The sequence below is a fragment of the Thermodesulfobacteriota bacterium genome (assembly GCA_031082315.1).
GTDB lineage: Bacteria > Desulfobacterota > QYQD01 > QYQD01 > QYQD01 > QYQD01.
Genome location: JAVHLC010000001.1, coordinates 115,417 through 135,356, shown reverse-complemented (window position 1 = coordinate 135,356; position 19,940 = coordinate 115,417). Strand labels below are relative to the sequence as shown.

Annotated in this window: 13 protein-coding genes; 10 read left to right on the top strand and 3 right to left on the bottom strand. The window is 54.3% G+C overall.

The window, feature by feature from the left end:
* Positions 1 to 176: 176 nt before the first annotated feature.
* The 3 genes from RDU59_00610 to RDU59_00600 form a co-directional block, all read right to left on the bottom strand.
* Positions 177 to 713, bottom strand: a complete 537-nt coding sequence (locus tag RDU59_00610) for an HAD-IIIA family hydrolase (GenBank protein ID MDQ7836984.1) — start codon at positions 711 to 713, stop codon at positions 177 to 179.
* 180 nt (positions 714 to 893) lie between these two features.
* The gene (kdsA, locus tag RDU59_00605) at positions 894 to 1,772 is read right to left on the bottom strand and encodes a 3-deoxy-8-phosphooctulonate synthase (protein ID MDQ7836983.1); all 879 of its coding nucleotides are present in this window, start codon (positions 1,770 to 1,772) and stop codon (positions 894 to 896) included.
* Positions 1,769 to 3,442, bottom strand: a complete 1,674-nt coding sequence (locus RDU59_00600; GenBank protein ID MDQ7836982.1) for a CTP synthase — start codon at positions 3,440 to 3,442, stop codon at positions 1,769 to 1,771. Before RDU59_00600 ends, kdsA begins: the two co-directional genes overlap by 4 nt.
* 162 nt (positions 3,443 to 3,604) lie before the next feature.
* Between RDU59_00600 and lon the strand changes: the two genes are divergently transcribed.
* The 10 genes from lon to radC all read left to right on the top strand — a co-directional run bounded on the left by lon (position 3,605) and on the right by radC (position 19,907).
* Positions 3,605 to 6,004 carry an endopeptidase La gene (lon, locus tag RDU59_00595; protein ID MDQ7836981.1) on the top strand — a complete coding sequence of 800 codons (2,400 nt, stop codon included), beginning with the start codon at positions 3,605 to 3,607 and terminating at the stop codon, positions 6,002 to 6,004.
* 10 nt (positions 6,005 to 6,014) lie between these two features.
* A complete protein-coding gene (locus tag RDU59_00590) occupies positions 6,015 to 7,295 on the top strand; it encodes a hemolysin family protein (protein MDQ7836980.1) in 1,281 nt (426 codons plus the stop codon).
* Positions 7,292 to 8,593, top strand: coding sequence for a hemolysin family protein (locus tag RDU59_00585; GenBank protein MDQ7836979.1), 1,302 nt, complete (start codon positions 7,292 to 7,294; stop codon positions 8,591 to 8,593). Before RDU59_00590 ends, RDU59_00585 begins: the two co-directional genes overlap by 4 nt.
* Complete coding sequence (locus RDU59_00580; GenBank protein MDQ7836978.1) at positions 8,541 to 9,686, top strand: M20/M25/M40 family metallo-hydrolase; 1,146 nt, start codon at positions 8,541 to 8,543, stop codon at positions 9,684 to 9,686. Before RDU59_00585 ends, RDU59_00580 begins: the two co-directional genes overlap by 53 nt.
* Positions 9,687 to 9,961: 275 nt before the next feature.
* Complete coding sequence (locus tag RDU59_00575) at positions 9,962 to 11,491, top strand: YifB family Mg chelatase-like AAA ATPase (protein MDQ7836977.1); 1,530 nt, start codon at positions 9,962 to 9,964, stop codon at positions 11,489 to 11,491.
* Positions 11,492 to 12,077: 586 nt separating this feature from the next.
* Positions 12,078 to 14,081: a class I SAM-dependent DNA methyltransferase gene (locus RDU59_00570; GenBank protein MDQ7836976.1), complete on the top strand. Its 2,004-nt coding sequence runs from the start codon at positions 12,078 to 12,080 to the stop codon at positions 14,079 to 14,081.
* Positions 14,078 to 15,418 (top strand): restriction endonuclease subunit S, encoded by a 1,341-nt coding sequence (locus tag RDU59_00565; protein MDQ7836975.1) that lies wholly within the window; start codon positions 14,078 to 14,080, stop codon positions 15,416 to 15,418. The genes RDU59_00570 and RDU59_00565 overlap by 4 nt, the downstream gene beginning before the upstream one ends.
* 16 nt (positions 15,419 to 15,434) lie before the next feature.
* A complete protein-coding gene (locus RDU59_00560; protein ID MDQ7836974.1) occupies positions 15,435 to 16,304 on the top strand; it encodes a Bro-N domain-containing protein in 870 nt (289 codons plus the stop codon).
* A 2-nt stretch (positions 16,305 to 16,306) separates the two neighbouring features.
* Positions 16,307 to 19,240, top strand: coding sequence for a DEAD/DEAH box helicase family protein (locus tag RDU59_00555; GenBank protein MDQ7836973.1), 2,934 nt, complete (start codon positions 16,307 to 16,309; stop codon positions 19,238 to 19,240).
* 4 nt (positions 19,241 to 19,244) lie between these two features.
* Positions 19,245 to 19,907: a DNA repair protein RadC gene (gene radC, locus RDU59_00550; protein MDQ7836972.1), complete on the top strand. Its 663-nt coding sequence runs from the start codon at positions 19,245 to 19,247 to the stop codon at positions 19,905 to 19,907.
* Positions 19,908 to 19,940: the final 33 nt, after the last annotated feature.

Genomic DNA, 19,940 nt, shown 5'->3' with positions numbered 1-19,940 from the left:
GATGTGCTCTCAGCACTCAGCTATCGGCATGAAGCCGGTTCACCGTTCACCGGAAGAAAATGTCGGACAACGGTTAACGGATAACAAACATGCTGACTGCTGAAAGTCCAGAGCTAAAAGCGTAAATCCGGCCTTAGGCCGACCGTAGGCCGGAAACAGTAGTTTCCGGATGAACACTAAGTAAAAGCCACCAGCACCTTTTTCTTAAGTTCCTTAGCCTCTAAAATCAACTCGCATACCTCTCGTACCGCTCCCTGGCCCCCATCTTGTTGAGTTACGTAGTCAACGTATGCCATTACTCCTTTGTCGGCATTTTTCACTGCTACAGGCAATCCCGCGCGCTTCAATATCTGTATGTCGACCCAATCATCGCCGATATAAGCTACCTGGCTGTCCACCAATCCTTTATTATGGAGAAGCCATTCATAGGCGGCTAATTTGGGTTCCATACCCTGCAGTACGGTCTCAATCTTGAGTTCCCTGCACCGATGGAGCAGCGCCTCAGAGATTCGGCTGGTCAGAATGGCCACTTCTATTCCACACCGCTGTAGCAACTTTATACCAAGACCATCGCGTACATGGAAGGATTTTATCTCTTCACCGCGGTCATTATAGGTAATCCTCCCATCGGTCAAGACGCCATCCACATCCAGAAGCAAGACCCTGACCTGTCTCGCCTTAGCCGAAAGCCTCTTTGAAATCTCCGTTTTCATCAAAAAGCTTTTTCACCGCTGAGCCCGCAGAGGCCGAAGAGAAAAACTGTAAACTATTGAAGCTCCCCGCAGCAAGCTGCGGGGAATCTCCGTATGCAAGGGAAAATGCATTGTATCCGCTCGCTAACCCCGCTGCAAGCAGCGAGGAATGCGCTCGCTATGCATGTTCAATAGGTTATCTCAGCGTTCTCGGCGGCCTCTGCGGTAATTTTTACTTTTTACGAAGCCGTCAAACCTGAGATCCCGCATAGCGTTATATATCCGCATGAGCCCTGCCAGTAATTCATCTACCTTATCCAGGGGCCAGGAATTAGGGCCGTCGCACAGTGCCCGGTCAGGGTCCGCATGTACCTCCATAAATATGCCCTCCACCCCTACGGCCAGGGCCGCCCGGCACAAATGAGGAATAAACTCCCTTTGACCGCCGGAGCATGTACCGCTTCCGCCAGGAAGCTGTACACTATGTGTGGCGTCAAAGATGACCGGCAGGCCACACTGATGCATGATAACCAGAGAGCGCATATCCACCACCAGGTTATTATAGCCGAATGAAGTCCCTCTCTCTGTAAGCAAGATGCGCGAGTTACCGGTGGATTTAGCCTTTTCTACTATCTGCCCGATGTCCCATGGGGCCAGAAACTGCCCCTTTTTAATATTTAGGGGTTTCATGGTAGCCGCCGCTTCCAGCACCAGGTCTGTCTGCCGGCAGAGAAAAGCGGGAATCTGGAGGACGTCTAATACTTCAGCAGCAGGGGCTACTTCCGCGCGGCTATGCACATCGGAAAGGATCAAAACCCCCGCCCTATTTTTGATCCTGGCCAGCATTTCCAGACCCTTTTCTAAACCAGGCCCTCTATAAGAATGCAGCGAGGTGCGGTTCGCCTTATCATAAGACGCCTTGAATATGTAAGAAAAACCATGGCGATGGGCGCTTTCTTGCAAGGTATCGGCTATATGCAGGGCAGACTCTGCTGACTCCAAGACACATGGCCCTCCAATTAACAGAGGGGGGTTGACGCCTCCTACCTTAATCGGTCCAATAGCCAGTTCCGGTATCATTTTCCAACAACTTTTCTTTGTCGTTCGGCCACCACCTGCCTCTGTTCTAATGCGGCCCTGATAAAGGCCCCGAACAGCGGGTGGGGAGACATGGGGCGTGACTTGAATTCCGGGTGAAACTGACAGGCCAGAAACCATGGATGGTCAGAAAGCTCTATTATTTCAACCAGTTCTCCGTCCGGCGAAAGGCCGGTTATCCTCATGCCGGTCTTTTCCAGGACTTCCCGGTACAGATTATTGAACTCATAACGGTGACGATGGCGCTCGGAAATTTCCCCGGTGTGGTAGGCGGCAAAGGCCAGAGAATCATTGGCCAGGCGGCAGGGGTAGGCCCCCAGACGCATGGTCCCCCCCTTCTGACTGCCTTCATCCCGGACCTGAACCTGCTGGGTGCGGAAGTCGTACCATTCCTTCATCAGATAGATGACCGGATAGGGGGTCTCGGTATCAAATTCTGTACTGTGTGCCCCGGAAAGGCCGGCGGCGTTGCGGGCAAATTCCACCACCGCAAGCTGCATCCCGAGGCATATACCCAAAAAGGGAATCTTATTCTCCCGGGCGTAACGGATGGCGGCGATCTTACCTTCTATGCCGCGTGCGCCAAACCCTCCCGGAACCAATATCCCATCTACCTCCGCCAGCGAATCTTTTAGGTCGTCTTCACCTACTTCATCCGAACGTATATAAACCAGATCTACGCCGGCGCGATTGGCCAGCCCGCCATGAACCAGGGCCTCATTTAAGCTCTTGTATGACTCTTTGAGGCCGACATATTTACCCACAATAGCAATGCGCACCGTAAATTCCGGGTGTTTTAGCCGATGGACCAGGTCCTCCCAATCTTTTAACCGCGGGGCCCTGGTCCAGATATTCAACTTTTCTATTATCTTGTCGTCAAGACCTTCCTTGTGAAAGACACACGGCACCTCGTAGATGCTTTCTACATCTTTGGCGGTTATTACCGCATCTTCCTCTACATTACAGAAAAGGGCTATCTTGGCCTTAAGATCCCTGGTTAGAAACTGCTCGGTACGGCAGAGGAGGATGTCCGGTTGAATACCTATTTCACGCAGTTCCTTTACGCTATGCTGGGTGGGTTTGGTCTTGACTTCACCGGCAGCCTTGATATAAGGGACATACGTAAGGTGTATATAAAGCACATTTTCCTTTCCCACATCCTGCTTAAATTGCCGGATGGCCTCCAGAAAGGGCAGGCCTTCTATATCACCTACGGTGCCTCCGATCTCGACGATGACCACATCTACGTCATGGGCAACCGCTAATATGCTTTGCTTAATCTCATCCGTAATATGGGGTATAACCTGTACGGTGCCGCCCAGGTACTCACCCCGGCGTTCCTTGGTGATTACTGAATAATAGATTCGTCCGGTGGTATAGTTGCTGTTATGATCGAGTCTGGCGCGGGTGTAGCGTTCGTAATGGCCCAGATCGAGGTCTGTCTCGGCTCCGTCATCTGTGACGAAAACCTCGCCATGCTGGAAGGGATTCATGGTGCCGGGATCAACGTTGATATAGGGATCCAGCTTCTGGATGGTTATCCTGAGGCCGCGGCTTTCAAGGAGCGCCCCGATGGAGGCAGCGGCCAGGCCCTTGCCGAGGGAAGATAAAACTCCGCCCGTAATAAAAATGAATTTTGCCTTAGGAGACATGCGACTTTCAGTTGACGTCTGTTCAGACTTTTTCATAATGTGGTAAATATAGCAAGGAGGCCTTGCAAATGTCAAGCCAGGAATGGGTTATGGACACCTTGCTTGACTTCAAGGGGTTTTTTGTTAAGATGCAGTCATTATAGATTTAATGCGGAGAAACTGATGGTGGATATTAACGAAAGTCTGATTGGATTCGGCGACACCAAAGACCAGGAAGAGATTAAGATACCGGATTCATTGCCGCTTATGCCCGTGCGGGATGTGGTTATTTTACCTTCGATGATGTTGCCGCTATTTGTGGGACGGGAGACCTCGATCAACGCCGTGAATAAGGCATTGGAGGGAAAGCGCCTCATTGTATTGGTAACGCAGAAAGACCAGATGGAAGATGATCCGGGGCCGGACGGATTATATAAAATGGGCATTGTAGCCATAATCCTGCGCTCCCTTAAGCTGCCGGACGGCCGCCAAAAGATACTTGTGCAGGCCCTTTCCCGGGCGAAGATATTAAAATATGTGCGGGAAAAGCCTTATTATATGGTCAAACTGGCAGTAATTGAAGAAAAAGGGCCGGCGGAAATCTCTGTTGAACTCGAGGCCCTTATGCGCAATGTGCGGGAGCAAAGCGAAAAGTTTTTATCTATAAAAGGGATATTTTCGTCAGATATTGGGGCTATTTTAAACAGCGTAGAAGAGCCCGACAAACTGGCTGACCTGGTTGCATCCAATCTTCGCCTAAAGACTGCGGCGGCGCAGATTATTCTGGAGACTATTGACCCGATAAAGAGACTGCAAAAGGTAAACGAGTATCTGAACAAAGAACTGGAGGTCTCCGTAGTGCAGGCCAGGATACAATCCGAGGCCAAAGAGGAAATGTCCAAGACGCACCGGGAATACTTTCTGCGGGAACAGCTCCGGGCGATTAAAAAGGAGCTGGGAGACATTGACGAACGGGGCAAGGAGATAGAAGAATTCAAGGCCAAGATAAAAAAGGCCGGGATGCCCCAGGGGGTAGAGGAAGAGGCCCTTAAGCAACTAAATCGTTTCGAATTCATGCATCCGGATGCCGCGGAATCCTCTATAGTTCGCACTTATCTCGACTGGCTGGTCGAGCTGCCCTGGAGTAAGACAACAAAAGATAAGCTTAATATAAAAGCAGCCCAGAAGGTACTGGATGCAGACCATTATGGTCTGTATAAGGTCAAGGATCGGATACTGGAATATTTAAGTGTCCGCAAATTGAACAAAGAGAGCAAGGGGCCTATCCTCTGTTTTGTCGGCCCGCCGGGCGTCGGGAAAACCTCCTTAGGACGTTCTATCGCCAAGGCTATGGGACGGAAGTTTGCGCGCATCTCCCTGGGTGGAGTGCGTGATGAGGCCGAGATACGCGGGCATAGGAGGACGTATGTGGGAGCCCTCCCGGGCAGGATTATCCAGGGGATCAACACGGCGGGCACTAATAATCCAATCTTCATGATGGACGAGATAGATAAGATCGGCGCAGACTTCAGGGGGGACCCATCGGCGGCGCTGCTTGAGGTTCTTGACCCGGAGCAGAACTATTCCTTTAGCGATCATTATCTGAACGTGCCTTTTGACCTTTCAAAGGTTATGTTTATCACTACGGCCAATGTAACGGATACTATTCCTCCCGCCCTGAAAGACCGGATGGAGGTGATAGAACTCCCCGGATATACGGCCGAAGAAAAACTGGTTATCGCCAGAAAATACCTTTTTCCCCGCCAGCTCAAAGAAAATGGAATCAGCAAGGATGTAATAAAGATTGCTGACAGCGCCATCCTTCACATTATCTCACAATATACAAAGGAAGCCGGTCTGCGAAACCTGGAGAGAGAAATCGGGTCTGTATTCCGAAAGGTGGCCCGGCGTCTGGCCGAAGGCGAAAAAGGGCCGTTTCTCATAACGCGCGCCAATCTGCACAAATACCTGGGCGTCCCGAAATACCTGCCGGAAGCGGAGCAGGAGGCCAGCCAGATAGGACTGGCAACCGGCCTGGCCTGGACCCAGGAGGGCGGAGAAGTCCTCCATATCGAAGTCACCACCATGAAAGGAAAAGGGAATCTCAATCTCACCGGACAGCTTGGGGAGGTAATGAAAGAGTCTGCGCTGGCCGCTCTTAGCTATACCCGGTCCCGTGCGGATGAGCTTAAGCTTGATAAGAAATTTTACGAAGAGCTGGATATCCATATACACGTCCCGGCCGGCGCTATTCCTAAAGACGGCCCGTCAGCCGGCGTTACTATGGCCACTGCCCTTGTTTCCGCCTTAACCAGGGCGCCGGTGAGCAGGGAAGTGGCTATGACAGGAGAAATAACGTTGCGGGGCAGGGTGTTACCGATCGGGGGGTTGAGAGAAAAGGCCCTGGCAGCGCTTCGGGCCGGTATAAAAAAGGTTATCATACCGGAGCAAAACACTAAAGATTTAGAGGAAATACCGGATCGAATCCGCCGCCGCATCACCTTTTATCCGGTTAAGAACGTTGATGAAATCCTGGAATTAGCCCTTGTAAAGACGAAATCCGGCAGGCAAAACAAGAAATAGGGAAAGACATTTGGACCCTTCACCGTCCATTTATATATCAATAATCATCTTCTGTCTTCTTTGTTCCACCTTTTTTTCCGGCTCAGAAACAGCTCTTTTTTCTTTGGGGCGATGGCGTTTGATTCGTCTCCGGGAGGAAGGTCACCCAAAGTACAGCCTGATAGACGGCCTGTTGGCCCGGCCGCGGCGTCTCCTGATATCTATTATCATCGGCAACGATATGTGTAATGTGGTCGCCTCTGCCCTGGCTACCCCTCTTGCCGTCAAACATTTTGGCGCGTCCGGGCGGTGGGTAGCCATAGTCATCATGACCGGCGTTATAATCATATTGTGTGATATCTCCCCCAAGGTACTGGCTATATCCCACCCGGTATCTATAGCCTCCTTCGCGGCAAGGCCGATGTCTTTGTTTGTAAAATGGGTTGCTCCGGTACGATGGCTTGCGCAGTCCACAGTAGATGTTATTCTTAGAGTAGCCGGATTACCCAGGGGGAAAAGGACAAAGTTTATACTGGAAAAAGACTTTCTGCGTCTGGTCGAACACGGGCACCGCGCCGGGATTATTGAGCGCCTGGAGAGGGATTTTATAAGAAGGGCGATGGAATTCGGCGATACAAAGGTAGCGGCTATCATGACCCCCCGTCCGTATATATTTGCCGTGCCTCTTGATGCCGACCTCTCTCTCGCTATAGAGAAAATCAAAACGCGAGGGTTCTCACGGGTGCCTGTATATGAGCATGAGATCAACAAGCCGGTCGGGATCCTTCACGTTAAAGATCTTGTGGGCATAAAGTTAAAATACGCCGGAGGCACAGTAGCTGACTTGAGTTCCCGCCTTAAGCCGGTCTATTACGTCCCGGAGACAAAAAACGTTGAGGATCTTTTTCAAGAGTTTCAGAAGCGCCGCATCCATCTGGCCATGGTGGTGGACGAATACGGAGATTTAGCCGGACTGGTAACCATGGAAGATATTCTGGAAGAACTTTTTGGAGAAATATATGATGAATATGACCAAAAAAGGATGGCTTTTGAAGAGAAAGGGAAAGGCGTTTATTTGGTCTCTCCCAGGATGCTTATAGAAGATTTCAACGAGATAACCGGCGCGCATATCCCTTCGGATGAGGTGGAAACCATTGGTGGATTCGTGCTCAACCTTTTTGGCGAATTGCCCAGGGAGGGAGACAGCGCCGCCTATAACGACCTCCGCTTTACCGTAACCAAAATAAAAGGGACCCGCATCTTACAACTGAAGGTGGAGAGGGAAGGCAAGGCAGCTTTCCATGACCTATGACCGTAAGTGATATGGTTTATCCGCTCTCCTGGTTTATCGGCTTGTTATTTCTGGAGGCACTTTTCTCCGGTTCAGAGATAGCCCTGGTAGCCGCTGACCGGAAGAAAATGCAACAAATGGCCTCTGACGGTCATAAAGGGGCAACTGCGGCTCTGAAACTCCTGGGAAGGCCGACCTGGTTATTCTCCACTACGCTTCTTGGGACCAATCTGGCCATGGCCACCAATACCGTCTTGACGACGGCCTGGATGGTAGAGCAGTGGAGATATGGGAGTGAATGGTTGGCTGTCTTGCTCATGCCGCCTTTCGTCCTCATTTTTGGAGAGATTATCCCAAAGACTATATTCCAGCAAAAAGCACAACAGCTCGCCCCGAAGGCCGCCTATGGCATTACGGCGGCATCTTATGTTCTTTATCCCCTGGTCTGGATCTTTGCCCGTTTTTCTCATTTGTTGACAAATATATCGGAAAGAAGGGAGCAGCCTTTTGTCACGCGCGAAGAGCTGAAACTGACCCTTCGTATGGATGAAGACGAGATCGAGCTGGACAAGGCCGAGAAGCGGCTCATACGAAAGATGTTTTCATTCATGGAGACAGACGTGAGCCGGGTGATGATTCCGCTGGTTAAGGTCTCGGCCTTGCCGGAGGGCGCGCCTGTGGCCGATGCCGTCCGGAAGTTCCGGGAAACGGGTTACGGGCGACTGCCTGTTTACCGCAGGCGTATCGATAAGATAGTCGGGATATTAAACGCCTTTGATTTAATCGGCGTGGCAGATGAAAGCCTGCCGGTCAGCAGTTTTATGTACAAACCCTACTATGTACCGGAGACCAAACCGGTAGATGAATTGCTGCTTGACTTACAAAAAGAAGGCAAAACTATAGCCATAGTGGTCGATGAGTATGGCGGCACCATAGGAATGGTCACCGTAGAAGATATCCTCGAAGAGGTAATGGGGGAAATAGCGGATGAGTTTGACAAGGAGGCCGCCCCCTTTACCAGGCTGGGCCCAAACCATTATTTGATCAAAGGGCGTATGGAGGTAAGCCAGGCCAATGAGCAGCTACATCTGGGAATCCCGGAAGGCGACTATGAAACCATAGCCGGTTTTATCTTAAAAGAATTGGGGTTAATCCCTAAACAAGGTCATATTTTTTCTTACAGGCATTTACAATTTATTATACGGAAGGCCGAGGCCAGAGGCATAGAAGAAGTGGAAGTTATTGTTAAACGGAAGGGTCAGGAAGATGATAAACAGACAGCGACTAGCCGGGGAGTTTCTGCGCCTGGTGCAGATTGACAGCCCTTCGAGGCAGGAAGGCGCTATCGCGCAATATGTACGAAAGACATTTGAATCCCTGGCCCCCGGGGTAATAGAAGACGGGGCCGGACCGCTCATCGGCAGCGAAAGCGGTAACCTGATCGTCCGCATACCGGGCGCACGGAGAGACCTCCCGCCCCTTATGTTCAACGCCCATCTGGATACGGTGGAACCGGGAAAAGGCATAAAAGTAATCCAAGAGGATGAAACGTTTAGGAGTGATGGTCGAACCATCCTGGGGGCAGATGATAAGTCCGGCATAGCTATTTTGATTGAAGCAATAAGGCTTTTACAGGAGGGGGAGATAGCCCATTGTCCGCTGGAGTTTGTCTTTACGGTCTGTGAAGAGATAGGGCTTTTCGGGGCCAAGTCCCTTGATTACAATCTGCTCCAGGCCCGGATGGGTTATGCCCTGGATACCAGCTCCACTACCCGCATCATAAGCGGGGCCCCAGAGGCCAACAGCCTTAGCATCAAGGTACAGGGATTGGCCGCCCATGCCGGCCTCGAACCTGAAAAAGGCATAAACGCCATACAGATTGCCGGTGAGGCCCTGGCCGCCATGCAGTTGGGCCGTATCGACCATGAGACTACAGCTAATATCGGGGTGGTTCGCGGGGGAACGGCCCGTAATATTATACCGGAATATGTAGAGCTGGAAGGTGAGGTGCGCAGCCACGACCGGCGAAAACTGGCCGAACACACCGAACACATAAGAGGATGTCTTGAAAGAGCGGTCTCAGCCTATAAAGAGAAGAGCAAGATAGATGGCGACCTTCCCGCATTGCACCTGGATGTAACTCAGGAGTATCCATTAATGGCCATTCCTGACAGCCATCCCGTCGTTGTCCTGGCGCAGGAGGCAGGAAAGAATCTGGGACGCCGGCTCACGCCGGAAAAAAGCGGCGGCGGGAGCGATGCCAACATCTTTAACGCCCACGGCATTGCCACCGTAATACTGGGCACAGGCATGCAGTCCGTTCATACCACAAATGAATATATTCATCTCGAAGACATGGTCCGGACCGTTCAACTGGTTATGGAGATAATCTCCACCTACAGCAGATCATAACGGGAGTTTCCTGAGTTTTTAGGGAACCCCTGGTCTCTTCGCTTCACGGCTTGCGCAGCGACCCTTTCGGGGCTCGCAGGTGGGGAATGCTTACCTCTTCCAGCCACTAAAGGGCTGGCTTTCCCCTTCCTGCTAGCCCTAGATGGGTACCCCGCTGCTCCAGCAAGTTTCGCTCAGAAACGTAGGGGTTCCTTTAAAATTATATGTGCTTCCGTTAAGTTCCCACCCTTCATCGCCGATAAATACGAGGTGGACATAAGACGGGAGAGTTTTTCATGCTGGCAAAGATCCTGAGCAGCGCCGTGCTGGGTGTTGAGGCCTATGTAGTCGAAGTGGAAGTGGATATTGCCTTCGGGCTGCCGGCCTTCTCCACCGTTGGCTTACCCGAGGGCGCAGTAAAAGAAAGCAAGGACCGGGTCAAATCCGCTATCAAGAACTCAGGCTATGAGTTTCCAACCCATCGCGTCACGGTTAATCTGGCCCCGGCGGATATAAAGAAGGAAGGCACAGGATATGATCTGCCCATAGCTGTTGGTATTCTGGCCGCTACCGGAACCATAAGCAAAGATAATCTCCACCATTATATGTTATCCGGCGAACTCTCGCTTGATGGCCGCATAAAAGCTACGAAAGGTGTTCTGCCTATGGCTATGGCCGCACGCGCCGCCGGGCTGTCCGGCATCGTAGTGCCCAAAGAAAATGCCCTGGAAGGAGCGGTCGTAAAGGGCATCGAGGTATTGCCGGTAGAATGGCTTTCCGAGGCAGTGGAATTACTCAATGGAAAAAGAATCCCGACCCCGGCAGATGTGGATACGGATGCCCTCTTTTGCACCGCCGGTAAAAGCGATATGGACTTTAATGAGGTTAAGGGGCAGGAACACGTCAAAAGGGCCTTGGAAATTGCCGCGGCCGGAGGTCATAATCTGTTAATGATCGGCCCCCCGGGCTCAGGCAAGACCATGCTGGCGCAGCGCCTGCCGACCATATTACCGGCCATGAGCTTTGAGGAGGCCCTGGAGACGACTAAGGTCTTTAGTGTCATGGGACTAATGCCCCAGGGAAGCGCCCTTATTGCTACCCGTTCGTTTCGTCAGCCGCATCATACCATCTCTGATGCCGGTCTGATCGGGGGCGGCCAGATTCCTAAACCCGGAGAGGTCAGTCTGGCCCACAATGGTGTGCTTTTTCTGGATGAACTGCCGGAATTCAGAAAGAACGTCCTGGAGGTGTTGCGGCAGCCATTAGAGGATGGGCAGGTTACGATCGCGCGGGCCTCTATGTCCCTTACCTATCCGGCCCGGTTTATGCTGGTAGCGGCCATGAATCCCTGCCCGTGCGGATATTACGGGAGCGCTAAACATACGTGCAGTTGTACGCATCTTTATATACAAAAATATCGCTCAAAGATCTCCGGCCCGCTTCTCGACCGCATAGATATCCACGTAGAAGTGCCCGCCCTCAACTATAAAGACCTGGCCTCTATCCATCCCGGCGAGTCGTCAGAAGAGATAAGAAAGAGGGTTGATCTGGCCCGCCGGAGGCAAAAGGAACGATTTGAGGGCAAGCCCATCCACTGTAATGCCCAGATGAATACCCGCCTTATCAAGAAATTTTGCGCTATTGACGCCGAATCACACAAGCTTCTGGAGGTGGCGGTCAACAAGCTGGGCCTGAGCGCCCGGGCCTACAGCCGCATATTAAAGATTGCCCGCACTATTGCAGATATCGAAGGGGAGGCGTCCGTCAAATCTGCTCATATCTCCGAGGCTATCCAGTACCGCAGTTTGGATCGCAGAGCGATCTGACCGGTAGAAGAGATCAAGGGGCCAATCGGTAAAACGAGGCGAAGAGCCCGCTAAACTTAATTAATATTCGCTTATCGAAAAACAGAAACTTATAAACCAATGAGTTCCCGATTTCTGAATCAGGCTTTCGGCTTCGGAGATTGCCTCTTTTTGTCTATTCTATGCAGGTTCTGCACTAATGTCCCGCTATAGATTAAGGAATGAAACTCCCTCAGCTTTTTCGGAGTATATCTATCCAGGGAGGACAAAGTAAAGTCAAATAAACACTCAAGACCCTTCTTTTTTACTTGATTTTCCGTATCTGTTTTTATACCTTTTCCGAGGGTTAATTTTTTGACATCTAACTGTTTGATCAGAATTTGCTTTTTAATTACTCCATCCCAGCGTTGTCATTTATAATAATGAGTTAAATGGGATATGATATGTTAGGGGACCATGGACTGGATTGGGACCATAAATTTTTATTGCATAGAGCCCTAAAAGAACCCCTTGGGTTGTGGAGTTATTAAGAAACTATAGAATAACTTATTGGGCGGCTGTAAGACCGAGTGCTGATCGAAGACCAGACCATAGGAACCACGAAACAATGTCCCTTGCCCTGAACAAGCCCAAACTCGATAATCTCGCCGGTGATATCTGGAAGTCTGCCGAACGGCTGCGCGGCAAGTTCAAGGCCTACGAGTACCAGAACGTCGTCCTGCCGATCATCGTGATCCGCCGCTTGGAGTGCGTGCTGATCAAATGGCGGGAGGACAAGGCTGCCGAGGTACTGGCCAAGCGCCCCAAACTGACCGCGAAGGAACTCGCGAAGCTCGTGAAGGGGCTTGAAATCAGCACGGCCCCGTTCTCCAACAAGACGGACTGGACGTTGCGGAAGGTCTACGAGGAAGACCACACGCTCCTCGAGGAGAACTTCCGCGCCTACATCAACGGCTTCTCGAAGAACGTCGACGACATCATCGAGCATTTCAACTACCGGGCCACCGTCGGCCAGATCGTGAAGAACAACCGCCTCGCCCCGATCCTGAACCAGTACAAGGAATTGGAGCTCGGTCCGGACAAGCTGTCGCCGCTGGAGATGGGCTACATCTATGAGGAGATCCTGCGGCGCTTCTCGGAACAAAGCGGCGAGGAGGCCGGAGAACACTTCACGCCCCGCGAGGTGATCCGGCTGATGGTCGAACTGCTCGACATCCCCATCCCTGACCGGCACAGCTCCATCTACGACCCGGCCTGCGGGACAGGCGGCATGCTGTCCGTTGCCAAGGAACACCTGCTCGACCGCGCCGCCACGCCCGAACAGAAAGCGAACGTCGAGAAGTACGTAACCGTCCACGGACAGGAGCTGTCGCCGACCAACTACGCCATCTGCCAGGCCGACTTGCTGATCAAGAACGACCAGCAGGCCAAGGTGCATCTCGGCAACTCGCTCATCCCGTACGACCCACACAGCAAGGAGCCAGGCGATCAACTGCCCGAATCGAAGTTCCGCTTCGACTTCATGCTTTCCAATCCGCCCTTCGGTGTGACCTGGGGCGGCAAGGACGGCTACGAGGCCGAAGCGCGCAAGCTGGAGAAGACCCGCTACCAGGCAGGCATGCCGCGCGTAAACGACGGAGCGCTGCTTTTCCTGCAAACTATGCTCGCCAAGATGAAACCGGCCGGACAGGGCGCGAGCCGCATCGCCATCATCTTCAACGGCTCGCCGCTCTCCAACGGTGACTGCGGGTCGGGCGAGAGCGAGATCCGCCGTTGGATACTGGAGAACGACTGGCTAGACGCCATTGTCATGTTGCCCGACCAGCTCTTCTACAACACCGGCATCTTCACCTATGTCTGGCTGCTTAGGAACGACAAGCCTGCTTCGCACCATGGCCGCGTGATGCTGATTGATGCCCGCCGGCAATACGAGAAGGAGCCGAAGTCCTTCGGCAACAAGCGCAACCGCATCACCGATGCCCACCGGGCATGGATCGAGGAGCGCTACCGCGACGGCTGGGAGAAGGGCTACACCGACGAGCAGGTGAAGATCTTCCGGCGCGAGGACTTCTCCTACCACAAGGTAAGCGTCGTCTTCTGGCAGTTCGACGAGCACGACCAGCCGGCGACTGTCACCGAGCCCTACGAGAAGGCATTCACCGCCGCGAACCTGAAGAAGGAGCAGGACTTCTACGACAGCGACCTGACCTTCCGTGTGCGCCTTTCACTGCTCTCGCTCAATGGGAGAGGGGTCGGAGGTGAGGGTGAGAAGACGGCGACGTTGACGCTCGGCCCGAAGGACAATGCCGCCAAGAAGTTCAAGGCGCTGATGGAGGACAAACCGGAGATTGTCTCGGTGGAGTGGACGCACCGCCACTACGTGAAGGACGACGAGTACGTCCCGCACGGCGAGGACATCGAAGCCTTCCTGAAACGGGAGATTGCCAAGCCCATCATTCGCTGGAAGGACAGCCCGCAGCTCGGCTACGAGATCCTGCCGAACAAGTACTTTTACTGCTACCAGCCGCCCACGCCCGCAAAGGAGTTGCTCGCCGAGTTCTGGAAGCTGGAGAAAGAGGCGGAGAAGATGCTGGAGGGGTTGGCGAGATGAACCACCTAACCGGCGATTGGAAGGTTGATCGGTTGAAGGATGTGGCGCTGATTAACGGAGTCTCGCTACCCGCAAACACGGACCCAGACTACGAGTTCGATTACCTTGAAATATCGAATGTCAACTACTACGGAGTCATTGACTCTGACGCTATCGAACGGTTACGTTACGAAGATGCTCCATCAAGAGCTCGCAGGCGTGTTGGCAAGAACAGCACAATAATGTCATCGGTCAGGCCGAATCTTCAGGCAGTGGCGTTTCTCGACGGTCGAAGCGACTTAGTGTGTTCAACCGGATTCAATGTCGTGCAGGCACACGAGAAGACGCTCCATCCGAAATTCGTTTATTATACGCTCGTCTCAGAAGGATGTCGGCAGTACTTCGAGGCAACAGCCAAGGGCGTCGGCTATCCGGCGGTAGATGACAAGGACTTCGGTTCGTTTCCGATACCGCTGCCTCCGCTCCCGGAGCAAGAGCGGATTGCCGCGTTTCTGGATGCGAGTTGCGTGGCGCTTGACGCGGCAGTAGCGGCCAAGCGCCGGCAGATAAGCGTTCTTGATGACTTGCAGAGCGTCATGATCGCCAAGGCGGTTACCCGTGGCCTGGGCGAATCAGTCAAGTTGAAGGACTCGGGCGTTCTTGAACTCGGGCAAATCCCCGCTCACTGGCGACGAACGAAGCTACGCTACGAGATCTCTGTTCGCAGCGGCGATTTTGCGTCAGACAAGCTTGAAGACGACGGCGAGTATCCCGTTATTGGCGGAAATGGGGAAATGGGGCGGGCAGCCGGATACAACGTCGACGGGGAGATCGTAGTGGTGGGGCGCGTTGGTGCGTACTGCGGCAACGCGCACTATGTGAAAGGCCGTGCGTGGGTAAGCGACAACGCGCTGATCGTGGAGTCGAACCACGACAAACGCTTTCTCACCCATCTGATCCGCGTGCTCGACTTCAATAACACGGCCAAGAAGACCGCCCAGCCCTTGGTTACTGGCACGCAGATCAAGAACACTTACGTGGGCATGCCCCAGTTGACGGAGCAAGAGAAGATTGTCGCTTTCATCGAGAATAGGACGGTACTGTTTGCTTCGCTGCGGGAGACACTTTCGAGCCAGATTGCAATCCTGACCGCCTACCGCAAGTCTCTGATCCACGAATGCGTTACCGGGCAGCGGCGAATTTCCGAGGCGGATGTTGCACGCATCAAGCTGTCCGAAAAGACCGGACAACTGAACCTGGAACCGTCCGAGAATATCGGACGGTTGAAACCGGCTGGTGGGGACGACCGGACAGCTTTTGACGATCACACCAAAGCGGGCCGGAGGCCCCGGCCATGAACGCGGAGGAATTGGCATGAATGAATCCGGTAATAATCCCGAGACCCGTGTTGCCCTGTTTCAGAGGCGCGAAATCCGCCGCACGCTGCACAACGATGAATGGTGGTTTGTCATCACGGACATCATCGCCGCCCTGACCGATTCCGCCAATCCTTCCGACTATTGGAAGAAGATGCGCAAACGGGATCCGGATTTGGGCAAAGCCCTCCAAGGGGGGGGACAGTTTGTCCCCCCCCTTGCCTTGGAGTTTGCCACGGCCGGAGGGCCTCAGAAAAGCCTGTGCTGGAATACCGAAGGCATCTTCCGCCTGATCCAGTCCATCCCCAGCCCCAAGGCCGAACCGTTCAAGCGCTGGCTGGCCCGCGTCGGCAAAGAGCGCATCGACGAGATTGAGAACCCCGAGCTGGCCATGGGCCGCATGCAGGAACTCTATGAGAAGAAGGGCTATCCGAAAGAGTGGATCGACAAACGGCTGCGAGGCATTGCCGTGCGACAGGACCTCACCGATGAGTGGAAAGACCGCGGCGCCGCGACCCGCCTGGAATTCGCCATCCTGACCAATGAGATCATGCAGGGCACCTTTGATCTCAAAGTCGATGAGTACAAGCAGGTGAAAGCTCTGGAGCGGGAGAACCTGCGCGACCACATGACCGATATCGAGCTCATTCTCACCATGTTGGCCGAAGCGACGACCACCACACTGCACCGGGATCGGGATTCGCAGGGCATGGAACCGCTCAAGAAAGATGCCAAAGACGGCGGCGCGGTCGCAGGCAGGACGCGCAAGGACATCGAACGTCAGATAGGTAAGCCGGTGGTCTCCCCCGAAAACTTCAAGCGGCTGGCCGGCAAGAAGCCCAAGAAGCTCAAAGGTACGGGGGATTGACCGTGTCCAAGCGCAAAAACGCCCCAGAGCTGACCTTTCAGCAGCACATCGCGGGGTTCCTTGTCCGGGAACACAAATATGGGGTGCTCGAGCAGACCGACATCACAGACACCGAGCATTTCATCGCCGAGGACCAGCTCTGGGCCTTTCTCAACGCCACGCAGGCCGATACGCTCAAGAAACTGGCTGATGACTACGGGACCGATGCGCGGGAAGAGGTGTTTCGGGCGCTGCGCAAGGAACTTGGACACACGCCACTCTGGATGATCCTGCGCCATGGCCTGAACGTGCGCGGACTGGAATTCCGCCTCTACTACCCGAAGCCACGTTCAATGGAGAGTGCTGCCGTCAAGAAGCACGGGGAGAACCGCATTACCTTTCGCCCCCACTTCTATTTCGGCCAGACGAACCAGGAAATTGACTTCGTTTTCTTCCTCAATGGCCTGCCGATCGTGGCGCTGGAGGTGAAGCACGAGAAGAACCAGAACGTTCACGACGCCGTGGCGCAGTTCGCCGGTCGCGAACACGCCCGCAAGATCTTCCAGCATCCGTTTCTCTACCTGGCCGCTGACACCAGCGATGTGATGGCCGGAAGCGACCCGCGACGAGTTGAGAACTTCCGGTGGCATAACACCGGGCTAACCAACACCCCACAGACGGCGAACGAGTACCCGGTCGAGTTCCTGTACCGCGAGGTCTTGTCGAGGGACCAATTGCTGGAGGCGTTATCATTTTTCCTGATTCGGGTACCCAAACGGGAGGCGGAGGAGGGAAAGCCGGAACGGCCGGCTTTCACCATCCTTCCCCGGTATCACCAGAGCCGCATGGTGCGGAAGGTAGCCGACGATGCGGTGGCGCATTTCGCTGCGTCTGGCGACATCGGCCGCAAGTACCTCATCCACCATTCGGCAGGCAGCGGCAAGACGCTCTCCATCTGCTGGCTGGCGGACCGCCTGCACAGCCTGTTCAAACCAGGCACCAGCGAGAAGCTGGTGGACATCATCTTCATCTTGACCGACCGCAAGTCGCTCGACACCAACATCCGTGAGGATATCGAGAAGTTCACGCACCTGAAGGACGTGGTAGGCTTGGCCCGCAAGGCCGACGACCTGCCGCGATATCTCAAGGGGCGCAAACCCATCATTGTCACTACCCAGCAGAAGTTTGTCTGGGTGCTGGAGGAGATCGAGAAGAACCCCGATCTGAAGAACCTGCGCGTGGCGTTCCTCATCGACGAGGCACACCGATCACAGGAGGGCCGGATGGGCGTGGCCATTCGCGTGCCCTTCCGCAGTTCCGGGGACCCCGACGCTGAGGATGCGGCGGACGAGGGGAAGGACGAAGAAGAGAAAATCGCCAAGATCATCCGCGAGCATGACCGCAACCAGCTTTTCGTCGCCTTCACCGCCACGCCCGCCCCGGCCACGGTCACCTTGTTCGGTGCGCCGTTCGACGTTTACACCGAGGCTGAAGCCATCGCCGAGGGTTACATCGTGGACGTGGCGGCCAGCATCATCTCCTACAAGACGCTCTACAACCTGCACTGCCCGATCGTCCCCAAGCCGGACGAAGAGCAGCTCTACCCCAAGGGCGTTGTCTCCAAGGCACTGCAGAACGTCGCGTTTCAGGACGACGGTCTGATCCAGTACAAGTCGGAAGTGATGCTCCGCATCTTCGAGAAGGACGTGAAGCCGCTCGTCGGTGGACGCGCCAAGGCGCTGGTTGTTGCCACGTCGAGAGTGGCGGGCCTGCGCTACTTCAACATTATCAAGGAGAAGCTCAGGGAACGCGGGGCGGACTACAAGGTGCTGTACGCCTTCTCAGACTTCGTCCATCCCGAGACCAATGAAGCCATCAGCGAGCATGCCGTCAACGAACTGAAGGACGGTGAGCTGATCGAGGACCGCTTCAAGGGCGACGACTATCGACTGATGATCGTAGCCAACAAGTTCCTGACGGGCTTCGACCAGCCCCTGCTCGCCGGCATGTTTCTCGATAAGCCGGTGGTTGACCGCAACGCGGTGCAGACGGTGTCCCGCCTGAACCGTTGTCATGAAGGCAAGAAGGATGTCGTCGTAGTTGACTTCACCAACAACGCCTCGGCCATCCTTAAGGCGTTCACCAAGTACCGAAAGGGCACGCCCTTTGTGCCCGACGACCCCGACCCGGAGCTCTGCACCAGGCTGCACGCCGAGATCCTCGCGGCCGGAGTCTTCACACAGATGGACGCGCACGACTTCCTGAAGCTTGTGGCATCGGGGACGGACGCCCAGGTGCAATTCGCAGTCAATGGCCTGCGCGTGCGATTCCAGGCGAAGCTCACGTCGCCCGAGGACCGCAAGACCTTCGTATACCTGCTTGCACGGTTTGCAAAGAGCTTCCACTTCCTGACCTGCTTCTTCTCCTATCCCGACGAGGTGAAAGAATTCGTGGCATTCGCCGAGTATGTGGGCCCTCAGCTCATCAAGCAGGGCAGCGTTTCCGAATTGATGAAGCAGATCCGCCAGACCGAGGTCGTTAAGGCGGCTGTCGAATACCAGGGCGAGGTGCGGAGCGGTGGTGGCGCGGTGAAGCTACGGCCGGCCGGCGGCAAGAAGGGTGTGGCCCCGCCCCCGAAGAAGGTCTCCGTGCAGGACATGATCAATGAGATTCGGACCAGGTTCAATATCAGCGATGAGGAGGCGCTCTACATTAAGCAGGTTACTGAGCTGAAGGTGGCCGACCCGACTATCCGCAGCACCGTGCAGGCCCATCGCGCCGACTTAATTTACCTGGAAGGCGCCTACCGGGGTCAGGTGAACGGCGAGATACAAGACGTTTACAACGGGCTGGCTCGCTACGAGGAATTGGCGGACCCTAAGTACACGGACACAGGTGGTATTTTTGACATCATGGCCGTGACAGTGATTAAAACCCATCTGATGGAGGCAGCGTAACGCCGTGAGCAAGCGCATCATCGACATCCCCGAACAGGATCGCCCGCGTGAGAAACTCCTTCGCAAGGGGGCAGCAGCCCTGAGTGACCAGGAATTGCTCGCTGTGCTGCTTGGCAAAGGCACGCCGGGTATGGATGTGATGAAGCTGGCGGGCAAACTTGCGAGGATCATCGACGAGAAGGGTCTGAACGTCCGTGCCGAGGATCTCATCGAGTACGAGGGTGTGGGTGTCGCAAAGGCAACGCTGATACTCGCGGCCATCGAGTTCACCCGACGGCGCATCAAGCCGGAGGGAGCGAAGATCGAGACCCCGGCCGGCCTGCTGCCCCATGTGCGGCACTACGCGGACCGCAAACAAGAGCACTTCCTGTGCGCCAGCATTAATGGGGCAAACGAGATTCTGAACATACGGGTCGTATCCATTGGGCTGATTGACCGGACGCCGGTTCATCCGCGCGAAGTGTTCGCGGACGCGCTGTCGGATCGTGCTTCGGCGATCATAGTTGCCCACAATCACCCCACGGGCAGCTTGGAGCCATCAGCATCCGACGTTGAGATCACCAATCAGCTCAAGGCCGCAGGCTCCGTCGTCGGTATTGCGCTGCTGGACCACATCATATTCAACCGGAGCGGGTACTTCAGTTTTCTGGAATCGGGACGCCTGTAGCCTATGGACGCTGCAAACCGAGGGTTACCTCCT